The organism is Kitasatospora sp. NPDC058406, assembly GCF_042722765.1.
In the GTDB taxonomy this organism is placed as follows: Bacteria; Actinomycetota; Actinomycetes; order Streptomycetales; family Streptomycetaceae; genus Kitasatospora.
The window spans coordinates 19697-31792 of the sequence record NZ_JBHXKE010000104.1; the positions used below are offsets into that span (position 1 = coordinate 19697).

Below are 12096 nucleotides of genomic sequence, written 5' to 3' on the forward strand. Positions count from 1 at the left end.
GCACATGCATGAACAGCCCCTACTCGTCGCCGTGCTGATGAGCAGACAGCACTGCACAGATCTATCACCTCGCGGCCGTTTGCTCATAGCCTCAGCCGCCAGAGGCGGGTGCTGAGGCGGGCTGCCTGCGTGAATTCCCCAACATCACTACAGCTATTGCTTATTGATGTATAATCGGAAGATTTCTTTAGGCCTGGATGAACTCCCCGGCCCGGCTTCCTGTGAGAGACGCGCCATCGGCAGAGATCTTCGGCCAGCGGTCAGTCGCAGTTCAGCCATGGCCTGGTGGCGCAAACGTTCGGGGCCGCCCGCCGTCCTGCCTCTGGCCCTGAGGGCTTGGCCAGACCTGGCTATCTCCGATCCGGCGCGGGTACCCGTGCCGCGGCCTGTCACAACAGGGCGGTGTCGACCAATAGGGTTGCCAGGCCTGCGGGCCCGTAGAGGTGGAGCACGGTGCCCGAATCGCCTTCACTTGTGGCGATCCCGTGGACAGGGGCACCCGTCAGGACAGTGTGGGCGAGGCGCCCCGTGTGCGGGTCCCAGATCCCGACGCCGCTGGTGCTTCCCGAGACGAGCAGTGTCCGGCCGCCGGGTACGGGCAGGCCGGTCAAGGCGAAGGTGTCTGGGGACTCCCACATGGCGATCTGGGTCTGGGTGGCCACGTGCCAGACACCGATCTCCGTACCGTTCGACATCACTAGCAGCGTGCCGCTGTTGCCCGGCAGGGTGCACAGGACAGCATCGCTTCCGCCTCTGTGGTCCCAGCCAGGCAATGAACCGATCCGGCGTCCTGAGCCCACGTCGATGAGCACGAGCTCCGAGCCGACGCCCGCCACGACGGTAACGTTGCCAGAAGAAGGAGGCAGTGCGCCCAGCAGGCGAACGGAGGAACCGCTGATGCCAGTGGCGAGCGGGACCGTACTGGCGCTGGACTGCCCGGCCTCGTAGTCCAGAACCACCGCGGTCAGGTCGGTAGTGCTGCCGACGGCACTTGTGGAGACTGACATCGGCAGTCCGCCGGCTGTCCAGGCGACACAGGAGGACAGGGAGGACTGGGACAGTTCCTTGCGACTCGTCATCACCATCTGTCCTGACAAGAGATCCCAGACGGACAGGTCTCCCTTCGGATCGCTGACCGCCACCCGCGTCCCGGCTGCAGCAAGCCGAAGCACCTGACCGACGAGGCCGGTTCCGATCCGCTTGAGCAGGCTTCCCGTTGCCGCGCTGTGGACATCGAGCCCGCTCCGGGTCGCGAGGACGATTACGTCGTCGCCCTGGGCTCCACCGGCAGCGGGCAGAGAAGACCTGCACATAGACCACGTGGGTGCTGTCCGGCGGTTTTGGTCCAACGAGGGACCCCGGTACACCGACTCAGCCAGCCCGTCTTCGTAGAGCGGCCCTTCAGGCCCGGGATCCCAGACCCTGATGCCCTGCGGGCCAGCCGACATGACCCGCGGCCCCTCCGAGCCCTCAACAACCGCGAGGGCATCTACAGACGGAATGTCGGCATCGAACGAGTGAACTGATGCTGTACCGAGATCCTGCAGCACGATGCGGCCCCGCGCGACATAAGCGAATGCCGTCCCGCCGGGGTCGGCTACGGCCTTGCTGCCGCCCTCACGGCTGGCTGCCACCTCCTGGATCGTAAAGGGGTTCCACACTCGCAGGGGCACCAGAGGATTGGGGGACTCAGCGATCAGCAGGTCATCAACCTTGCCCTTGCGGGCGACTCCTGCCAGGCCCGACACCTGACCGCCTCCGAAAGGCGGGCTCACCATGGTGCCCGACTCCGGATCCCATAGACGGATCCCGGCTTCACCGCAGACGGCGATCAGAGCCTTGCCGCTTCCTTGCCGGACCACCGCCGTCAGCCGACGGGAGGGGACCCGTACCTGGTCCCGCGTGACCTCGTCCGGAAAGCCGGGAGCCATAAACAGCTTGTCCGCGCGTGGCCTCCACACGGCCGCGCCCTGGCTGGTCTGGATGAGCAGCTTCCACAAAGCGCGGCCGTCCGCCAGGACATGCACATCGTAGGCCCCAGGCAGCCGCGGCGTCCTCGCGATGGGCTGGCCCGAGACCGGATCGTAGATCCCAACTTCTCGCAGCTCCGCCGCGACGAGGAACGTACGTCCGCCCGTGGCCATGATGGTGCACAGACGGTGCACTGGTCCCGTCTTCAGGTCTGCGACGAGTCGGCCTGTCCCGGCATCCCAGATCCGGACGCCGCCAGCACTGGGTGCGATGGCGATCAACTGACGCCCGTCAAGTGTCAGTACCGCGCACATGGCTCTCGTCTGTCCCGGTGCCGCTGCCAGGACGTTCACGCGTGCTGCCCATCGCCCCCACAGCAATTTCAGAGGAAGCCGGCCAAGCACGTCGTCCCTTGCGTCAGCCTCGGCGCTGGGGCTCTGTACAGCGCGGTGGAAGGCGATGCTGCCCAGGCGCGAGGAATAGTCCGTGTCCGCATCGGCGAACGGCTCGATCAGAGCCGCTGCCGTCAGGACCCTCCGTTCGGCCGCCCCGGCAGGAAGGGGCAGTCCAAGGCGCGCGCGCAGGGTCCCGGAGGTCTCCTGGGCGAGAAGTTCCACCGGCACCTCGCTGTCAGCCAGGATGCTCCCGGCTTCTGCATGGTGCAGGAAGTGCCTTCGGACGTACGGATGTGTCAGGTGCGGCAGAGCCCGTTCCACCAGCCCCCCGAGGGCACGAGCGATTGCAGCCTGCGCCGCCGTCTGCGTCTGCGGACTGCCCAGGCTCTTCCCGTCGGGGGTCGTCGGCAGAAGCAGCTGGTCGTAGCCCGTCCGCAGAAGATCGGTCAGCCGCTGGTGCACAGGACGGTAAACGGTACGGGCATCCTCTTCAGCGCTGGCGAGGTAGCCGACGAGTCGGCCAGACCGGAGAGTACGGATAGCATGCTCGGCCGCATCCGTATCCCCGCAGCCAGGACCGTATGCTGCGGACGCCAGCGCGAAGGCGACAGCAGGCCAGACCTCTGCCCACGGCAGCCCCGCCCCGGGCGCGAACGCAGTCGCGCGCAGAGCGGCAACCAGCAGCTCAGAACTCACGCCTGAAGCAGAGGCGACAGCCTGGATGTCCTCGCGAAGAAGCCCGGTGGTGCCGTCTGCGAGGCGCCTCAGCCAGTCCCCCGCGTCCAGATCCTGGCAGGCATCCGCCGTCCTCAGTTGCTCGGCAGCGATCCGGGCGTCGAGGAAGGAGGGCGCGACCGCCGTTGCGATATGGCGCGCCGCGGCGCCGGCGGCCTCCGGAGCCCCGTGGTACGGGCTAGCCTGCGGGGCGGTCAGCAGCGCGATGGTGTAGGCAGCGATGTCATCGGTGCAGTCAGGCCCATCGGTGCGCAGGACCTCCGAAGCGACCTCCTCCGCTTGCAGGGCATCGGTCAGCCGCCGAAGCAGCTGGTCCGCCCGCCCGTCGCGCAGGACTGTCCCAGACGCGTACACAGCCTCGGGGGAGCTGCGGACACCGACCATGAGCCGCACCGCCCGCCCAGCGCACTGAGCGGACAGCCGGACCAGAGGGAGGATAATGTCGCCCACGCAGGCGAGCGGATCCTCGGCCTCGTCCAGTGCGTCGATGACCACGTTGACGGGAGCGGCGGCGCCGGAGGCCCGGTCGGCCAAGAGCTCGAGCAGGACCTTCAAGGGGAGGCCGCGGCCGTCGGGAGCACCGCCGAGCGCGGACAGCAGCTCTTCCACGACCACTCGCGAGGACTTGTTCCGGGCCAGGACGGCGACCTCGACCGAGCCAGGTTCGGGCCGCAGCCCGTCGGGAATGCCTGCCAGCACGGCCGCGTACTTCGGGTTGGCTGCGAAGCCGACATCGGCCAGAGTCACGAGCCGTGCCAGAAGTGCCGACTTTCCCGAGCCCGCGGCTCCGGTAACCACGAGGACGCCGGTGCCTTCCCGGAAGAAAGCGACCATGCGCGCCATCGGCTCAGCCCGCCCGCTGAAGTACCAGCCAGGGTCGTCCGCGGACGTCCGCCCCGATGCCCGCTCCAGCCAGAACTCCTCCAGCGGGCCCGACCCGAGCGCGAGCTGACGCAGCGCCGTGCCTGTCACGCTCTGCACCAGCCGGTAACGCGGGTTGGGCAGACAAGCGCTCGGAGCGCTGCCGCGCGAATGCGGAACGATCCACTCTGCGCTGACCAGTGCCTTGTCCTCGCCGTTCTCGTCCTGTCCTACCTGGTGCAGGAGCTGCTCCCACTCCGTGAAAGACAGGTGGGAGCTGGTATAGCCGGCGGCCTCGTCCCGCATGCGCTCCCAAGCCAGGGCGATGCGCCGGGTGAAGGAGCCCAGCAGGGGCTTCTCGTAGTGGTCGCCGGCCGTGATGACGGCGGTTCCCTTGTGGCTATGACGTTCGTCGGACAGATCCTGGAACAGGCTGGTGAGCTCGGCGCGCAGGGTGCCGGAATAGCATGTGTCGACGAGCACCATCACATGCTCGGACTGGCTGTCCAGGACCGCGGTGATGAGCTCGCTCGTCGGGAATCCGGTCGCCAGCAGCCGCTCTTCCTTTGTCTTCGGAAGCATCAGGTAATGGCGCTGCGCGTGGCGGCGCAGCCCGTGGCCGGTGATGTATACAACGACGGCTTCCTGGTAGCTGGCCTCCGCCAGGTTCTGGTTGTGCAGGAAGGCGCGCACATCGTCCACTGAACGCAGAGAGTGTTCCGCTCTCACCACTTCGAAGCGCCGGTCGTCGCCCAGCTCGGGATCAGCCAGCCACCCGGTGATCCGCTCTACCTGGGCAGCGATGCCCTCCGTGAAACCGGCCTGCCCATCTTCGTAGTCGTCGACCGCGATGATCACCAGCCGCCTGCGGACTATTCCGTCCAGTTCTTCCGCACTCAACCCGTTCCCCCTGCCTGGCGCCGTCAGCCTAACGCGGGGCTGTACCCGCCGTAGCGGGTCTGGCTACGATCAGTCAGCTACATGCAGGGAGCAACGAACAGGGGGAAGCCATGAGCGCTCTGCAGATCGTCGGAGTGCACGGAATCAGGCAGGGTGCGGCCGCGACGACGGCAGGCCTGAGCTCCAGCTGGCAGACCACCATCGACGATGCCCTGGCTGCCGTCTCGGCCGATGGGGCCCGAGCCGCGGTCACTGTCCCCTCCTACCAGGCGATCTTTCCGCAGACGCCCACCCGGTATGTGCGGCTCGGCGGCCCGGAGATCCGCTCCCGGTGGGAGGACATGCCCATCGATGAGGAGGAAGAGGACTTCATCCTCAGGGCACTGGCGGCTTATGCCCCCTCCGCCGTGGATGACGAGTCCTCCGAAGAAGGTTTGACCCTCGGGGAGAGCCAGCTCACACCACGAATTGTGCGCAGGGTCCAGGCCGTGGATCGGAAGATGGGAAAGGGCGTAACGGGCCGTCTCCTGTGGTTCGTCCGTGAAGCCCACACCTACCTGCGCCATGAGGAAACCGCCGACGCCGTGCGCGTAGCGCTCGCCGAAGTCCTGGCCCAGACAGGCGCACGGATGGTCATTGCCCACTCCCTTGGCAGCGTGGTGGTCTACGACATGCTCAGCCGCGGCGAGGCCCCAGACGTCACCACGCTGGTGACGTGTGGATCTCCGCTGGGCTGGCTGGCCGGCCGCAAGGGAATCCACTCCGACGGCGACCGGCTCACGGTCCCCGCCGGAGTGGAATGGACGAACCTGTTCGCGTCTAAGGACTTCGTCGCCGGATGCGCCGGACTGTCCCGGCTCGCCGCGGGTGTCACGGACATCGAGGTGAACAACGGCATGTTCCCTTCCTCCCACGATGTCCACCGCTACCTTGACAAGCCATCCCTCGCCAATCTCATCGTCAAGGCAGGTACTGCCTGAAATGCGGGCCTTGTGCGACAGCTATCGACTCCATGCCTTGCGCCGAGGCGTGCCGATGACGAGACAGCCTGGCGCCGACTGACTTCTCAAGCTCCTCACCTGCCCTGAGGTTCGAAGGCTTCACTGAGGATTCTCGTGCCTCTGTTGACCGAGAAGCGGGGGACGCCGTGCTGGTGGGCGCCGCGCTCGGTCGCCGTACGGTCTTCGCGGTGCTGCCACCGCGGACTTCGACACCATAGCGATGCAGGCCGCTGTTGTCGGCTACCTCATATAGGACAACTGACGTCGCGACGGTCGCATTCGCCGACGGCTCCCTGTACGGCTGCTCCCGAGTCGCGGCGTTGGAGGGATGGGCTCGCGTTCCCGGCCCTGGTACCACCTGCCAGGCCGGTCCACGCATCCCTGCCACTACATCAGCCTGTCAGGGGCCCGCCGGGGACCACGCGCTGCGCACCACTGTCCCCGAGATGTGTTCCGGTAGACGGACAGCGCGCGTTGTCTACGGTCTGACGTGCCGTGCCGCTCATCCCCGGGCGACTGGGGGTCAAGGGGTCGCAGGTTCAAATCCTGTCGTCCCGACCAGCGTTTACGCAGGTCGGAGGCCGTTCTCATCGAAATGATGAGGGCGGCCTTTTCCTTTGGTGGTCGCAAGGTGGTCGTGAACGCTCGTTCACACAAGCTTGCTGGGCGCGTTTCCGCAGGCCCGGCCCCTGCGACCCGGCCGTGACGGGGTATTTGTTCACGCATCCGGGAACCCGTGTGTCGCCGATCGCGGACCGGTCGCCTCGTCGGCGCAGAAATGGGCCCGGATTCGCGGGAAACGGGCATGCCGGTGGAACCTGCGGCGTCATCTGTCGCGACGGGCCGCACGTTTATCGGGTGTCAGCTATGAGCCGGGAATCCCGGGTACTTGTGGCCCTGGAGGGCGGAGCGGCTCGGAACGCTGAGCCGACCTTAGGGGTGCGTTGGTCAGGCCGCGTGGCTGAACAGCGGGTTCGGCGGGCCGACGTCGAGGTCGGTTGTGTCCCGGCTGCGCTGTGTGCGGGCTTCGACTAGGTGGAGCCTTGCTTCGATGGTGTTCACGGCGGCTCTGACGACGTCCCAGGTCAGGTGGCTGTAGATGTTCGCGGTGGTCGACAGGGTGGAGTGTCGCAGGGTCTTGGAGATGACGGCCATGGAGACGTTGCCCTCCAGGGCGAGGGTGGCGGCGAGGTGGCGCAGGTCGTGGATGGTGACGTGGGGCAGGGCGGCCTGTTCGCGCAGTTCGTGGAAGCGCCGGCGGACGGCGGCGGGGTGGAGGGGCTGGCCGTCGGGGCCCTGGAAGACGTGGTCGTTGATGCTGGCGGTGCTCCGGTCCATGGCGCGCTGGAGGGCGGCGGCGACGCGCTCGGACAGGGGTACCCAGTTGCGGCTCTTCCTGGTCTTCGGTGCGGTCAGGACGAGTTCGTGGTTGTCGATGGCGGAGAGGGTGTGGCGGATGTACATGACGCGGGCGTCGAGCCGCACGCACGGGCGCTGGAGGCCGAGTGCCTCGCCCTTGCGCAGGCCGGTGCCGATGACGACCTCGAAGAGGTCGGCGAAGGCGGGGTCGACATTCCGGCAGTGCCCCAGGAAGGCGACGGCCTGCTCCGCGGTCCAGGGGACGCGCTCGTCGGGGCGGGGCCTGCGCATGGGCAGGGGCTGGGCCGCGTTGAAGGGCAGGCGGTGGGTGCGCACGGCGGTGCCCAGGGCGCTGGAGAGGGTGGCGAGGCAGTGGTAGACGGCCTGGCGTCCGCGGCCGGCGGCGAGTTGCTCGTGGGCGTAGGCGGAGATGTGGTTGTGGGCGAGTTCCTCCAGGCGCAGCTTGCCGAGGACGGGGATCAGTTCGCAGAGTACGTAGGTGCGGTAGCGGGCGTAGGTGGTGGGCTTGAGCAGGAACTCCATGCCCTTGAGCCACTTGGTGAGGTAGGCGGCCACCGTCTCGTGCGGGTCCGCGTCGAACCCCAGCCGGCGCCCTTCGAGAAAGCGCCGCAGCGCCGTCTCGGCATGCCACTCGTCCTCGAAGCCGCCGCGACGTATCGTGCGCCTGCGGCCGCTGAGAGAGGGGATGTCGACGGCGAACGTCCACGTGCCGTGCCCCTCCTCGGCCAGGCGCGGGCATACCGCCTCGAGCTGGCGCCGGGTCGCGTCCCCGCACCGGCGGTAGACCCGGCCCGGCCGTCCTGACTTGCGCACTTCCCTAGCCTCCTGCGGCAGTTGGTCCCTTGATCGACCTGCGGAGGCTACCGAGGCACCGCCCCGAAGCTCGTCCGCGACCACCATACGATCACCAACGCCAAATCAGGCCCCCGACCTGCAGCTCGCGGTGAGGACCCGCACCTGGGCATGCGGATGCGCGGACGACTGGATCGATCCTGGGCGGCGCTGCGGATGCCCGGATCTTCGGCACGGTACGTAATCGTCTGGTCGTCTGGAGCTGGGGGCCATACTGGGGTTCAGGGGGTGCTATTTCTGGATACTCACATTCGCGATACAGGGACTGACTCCTCCGGTGAGCGTTCGGCATGGCCGCCGTCCGTGGGCGGGTGGTGCGGCAGGCGGTCAGATCAGTCGGTCGCGGTGTGTGGCCGAGGCTTCGCGGACGAGCCGGGCGAAGTGGCTGCGGCTGGGGTCGTGCGGCTGTCCGGCGTGCTCGGTGTCGAGGAGGTCGCGGGTGGGGCGCTTGGGGTCGAGCGGGGTGAGTCGCAGGGCGACGTCGGTGTAGTCGGCGAAGGTCTCCTTGAGGTCGTCGAGCTGTTCGCGCAGGGCGTGGGGTCGGGGCGCAGGCGGTCGGTGATGTGCATGGCGTGGTGGACGAGGCCGATGACTGTGGCGTACGGGGTGGCGCCAAGTGGCGGTCGTGGATCCGCGCGGCGGGTACGGAGACGGGGCGGGGGAGGCGAGGGACGTCGCAAGGCGGCCCTTCCGCGGCTCGCGCCGGGCAGCGCCGTGCGCCGCCGAGCGGCAAGGCCCGGCGGCGCACGGCGTTGAAACTGTCGGGTCCGGAAGCGGGTGGTTCGGAACGGGCGGCTCAGAGGAAGCAGGGGTCGTCGAGCGCGGGGCCGCCGGCCTGCCCGGGCACCCACTGGCCGCGGGCCGCGCGCCAGGCGCGCTGCTCGTCGGAGTCGGCCGCCGCCTCGGCCAGCCGCTCGGCCTGCCGGACACCGGACAGGCTCGGCGCCGGGGTGGCCTGGTAGCCGCCGAAGCGGGCCACCGGGCTCCACAGCGGGACCACGGCCGGCAACTCCGGGGCGAGGCCCTCGTGTTCCTGGGCGCCGTACACGATGCGGCCGCCGACCACGGTGAGTACCGACTCGATGTGCGGGATGTCCGCCTCGGGGACGGTGAGGTAGTCCGCGCTGAGCACCGTGAGGTCGGCGTAACTTCCCACCCGGAGACGGCCCTTGACGTCCTCCTCGCCGGTGAGTCGGGCGCCGCCGAGGGTGTACAGCTCCAGCGCCTCCTCGCGGCTCAGCCGGTTGGCGGCCGGGCGGAGCGTACGTCCGCTGACCGCCCGTCCGGAGACCAGCCAGTGCAGGGCCACCCACGGGTTGTAGGAGGAGACCCGGGTGGCGTCGGTGCCGGCGGCCACCGTCAGGCCGCGCTCCAGCATCGCCCGCACCGGCGGGGCGTCGGCGGCCGCGGCCGCGCCGTAGCGTCGGACGAACGCCTCGCCCTGGAAGGACATCCGGTTCTGCACCGAGACGGCGCCGCCGAGCGCCGCGATCCGGTCCAGGCTCGCGGCGGAGACCGTCTCGGCGTGGTCGAAGAGCCAGCGGTTCCCACCGGGGAACAGGCCCTCGGCGGCCAGCCGCTCGAAGACCGCCAGGTCGCGGCGGATCGTCTCGTCGTAGCTCGCGTGCAGCCGGAAGCCCCAGTCGTGCTCCATCAGCAGGCGTACCGCCTGCTCGAACCCGGCTTCGTACGGGCCGAGCTCGGGGCGCGGTTCGGAGAAGTTCTCGAAGTCGGCGGCCGCCCAGGTGAGGTTCTCCCCGGCCCCGTTGAGCCGCAGCCATTCGTCCCCGTCGCCGGGGCGGACGGTCTCCACCCAGCGCCGCAGGTCGTCCAGCTCCTGCCCGGCGGTCTGCGGGAAGAGGTGGTAGGCGATCCGGAGTGTCAGCTGGCCCGTCTTCGCCAGCTCCGTGACGGTGCCGTAGTTCTCCGGGAAGCTCTGGAAGCCGCCCGCCGCGTCGATGGCGGAGGTGAGCCCGAAGCGGTTGAGCTCGCGCAGGAAGTGCCGGGTGGAGGTCGCCTTGTCGGCCTCGTTCAGGGTCGGTGCCTTGGCCAGGGTGGAGTACAGCAGCAGAGCGCCCGGGGCGGCCAGCAGCATGCCGGTCGGCTCACCGTCGTGCGCGCGCACGATCTGCCCGCCGACGGGGTCGGGGGTGTCTCGGGTGAAGCCTGCGGCCCGCAGCGCCGCCCGGTTGAGCAGCGCCGACTGGTACAGGTGCAGCACGAACACCGGGGTGTCGGGGGCGGCGGCGTTGAGTTCGGCGAGGGTGGGAAGCCGGCGCTCGGCGAACTGGTCGGCGGACCAGCCGCCCACCACCCGCACCCACTGGCCCGGAGGGGTGCGTTCGGCCTGGGCGCGCAGCATGGCCAGTGCCTGGCGCAGCGTCGGCACGCCGTCCCAGCGCAGCTCCATGACGTAGTTGAGGCCGCCCCGGATGACGTGCAGGTGCGAGTCGTTGAGGCCGGGGACGGCTCGCCGGCCGAGGGCGTCGACCACGCGGGTGCGCGGGCCGACCTGCGGCAGGACGTCGGCGTCGTCGCCGATGGCGGTGATCAGTCCGGCGCGGATCGCGACCGCGCTCGCCCGGGGGCGCAGGGGGTCGCCGGTGTAGACCTTGGCGTTGCGTACGACCAGGTCGGCGGTGTGGTCGGGGGAGGCGTCGGGGGCCGAGGGGCCGGGACGGATCCCGGCGACGGGCATGCTCGACATGCGATCTCGCTTTCGGGGAGCAGGAGGAGGGAAGCGGAGGAAAAGGCGGAGGAGGGCGCGGGGGAGCGGTCGATCACTCGCCGATGAAGGCGAGCAGCTCCTTGTTGACCTCGGTGGCGTGCGTCCAGATGAGACCGTGCGGGGCACCTTCGAGCACCACCAGGCGGGCGCCCGCGATGGCCTTCGAGAGCGGGACGGCGGTCGAGCGCAGCGGCAGGGTGCGGTCGGCGTCGCCGTGGATGATCAGGACGGGGACGTCGATCCTCGGCAGGTCCGCGCGGAAGTCGGTGAGCCAGGTCGGGACGCAGTCCGCTGTCGCCTTCGCGGAGGCCGAAACACCGATGTTCCAGCTGTACTGGACGACCTGGTCGCTCACCCGGTCGCCGCCGAGCACGTCCACGTTGTAGAAGTCGGCGAGGAATCCGGCGATGAAGGCGGGGCGGTCGGCGCGGATGGCGCCTTGGATCTCCTCGAAGACGATGCCGTCGACACCGTCCGGGTTGTCCTCGGTCTTCAGCAGGAACGGCGGCACCACGCCGAGCATCACGGCCCTGGAGATGCGCTCCGAGCCGTAGGTGCCGAGGTAGCGGGTGACTTCGCCGCTGCCCATGGAGAAGCCGACGAGCACCACGTCGCGCAGGTCGAGGTGGGTGAGTACGGCGTCGAGGTCGGCCGCGAAGATGTCGTAGTCGTAGCCGAAGGACGGCTTGTCGGAGGCGCCGAAGCCGCGGCGGTCGTAGGTGATCACGCGATGGCCGGCGGCCAGCAGCGCGGCCTCCTGCTTCTCCCAGGACGCGCCGTTGAGCGGCCAGCCGTGGATGAGCACGACGGGCCGGCCGATGCCGTGGTCTTCGTAGTACAGGTTGATGACGCTGGAGTTCTCCTCGTCGACGGGGAGGAAAGGCATGGGTGCGCTCCGTGCAGGTGTGGTCCTGCCGACATCGGAGGCCGGCACGGTGGGGACGCGGTACGGACGAATCTAGGGAGCCGGGGGGAGTCGGCTTTCCTCTGCACGCACCGGTTCTGGCCCGTCCGGGCAGTTCCGGATCAGACGCCGGCCGGTCGTTCTCCCGGCCGGACCGGGCGGGGCGGGGCTGCGCCAGTACGGGGGCGGGAGCAGCTGGGGGCGTGGCGGGGCAGCGGCTGTGCGAACGCGGATGGTCAGCGTTTCGGCGCGAGCCCGGGCGGTCCTTGAACCCTAGCCTCCGCGTTTCAGTTGGGCCCTGCTGAGCCGGGTCGATGATGTTGGTAACGCGTAGTGGTCGTGTGCGGGTGTGGGGCATGCCGAAGGCCC

Annotated in this window: 5 protein-coding genes; 1 reads left to right on the forward strand and 4 read right to left on the reverse strand. The window is 69.1% G+C overall.

What is annotated here, in order from left to right:
* Positions 1-389 precede the first annotated feature (389 nt).
* A complete protein-coding gene (locus ACFWOG_RS21315; RefSeq protein WP_380360266.1) occupies positions 390-4820 on the reverse strand; it encodes an AAA family ATPase in 4431 nt (1476 codons plus the stop codon).
* A 152-nt stretch (positions 4821-4972) separates the two neighbouring features.
* Here ACFWOG_RS21315 and ACFWOG_RS21320 point away from each other — a divergent pair, with 152 nt between their 5' ends.
* Positions 4973-5842 (forward strand): hypothetical protein, encoded by an 870-nt coding sequence (locus tag ACFWOG_RS21320; protein ID WP_380360268.1) that lies wholly within the window; start codon positions 4973-4975, stop codon positions 5840-5842.
* A gap of 969 nt (positions 5843-6811) precedes the next feature.
* Here ACFWOG_RS21320 and ACFWOG_RS21325 read toward each other — a convergent pair.
* The 3 genes from ACFWOG_RS21325 to ACFWOG_RS21335 form a co-directional block, all read right to left on the reverse strand.
* Complete coding sequence (locus ACFWOG_RS21325) at positions 6812-8056, reverse strand: tyrosine-type recombinase/integrase (RefSeq protein WP_380360270.1); 1245 nt, start codon at positions 8054-8056, stop codon at positions 6812-6814.
* Positions 8057-8891: 835 nt separating this feature from the next.
* Entirely contained in the window at positions 8892-10802 is a 1911-nt protein-coding gene (locus tag ACFWOG_RS21330; protein ID WP_380360271.1) for an amidohydrolase, read from the reverse strand.
* A gap of 73 nt (positions 10803-10875) precedes the next feature.
* Positions 10876-11709, reverse strand: coding sequence for an alpha/beta fold hydrolase (locus ACFWOG_RS21335; RefSeq protein ID WP_380360273.1), 834 nt, complete (start codon positions 11707-11709; stop codon positions 10876-10878).
* Positions 11710-12096 lie beyond the last annotated feature (387 nt).

What these genes read in the sequence shown, in the direction of transcription:
- ACFWOG_RS21320 (WP_380360268.1), top strand. Translation starts at nt 4,973, where the DNA reads ATGAGCGCTCTGCAGATCGTCGGAGTGCACGGAATCAGGCAGGGTGCG.
- ACFWOG_RS21330 (WP_380360271.1), bottom strand. Translation starts at nt 10,802, where the DNA reads ATGTCGAGCATGCCCGTCGCCGGGATCCGTCCCGGCCCCTCGGCCCCC.
- ACFWOG_RS21335 (WP_380360273.1), bottom strand. Translation starts at nt 11,709, where the DNA reads ATGCCTTTCCTCCCCGTCGACGAGGAGAACTCCAGCGTCATCAACCTG.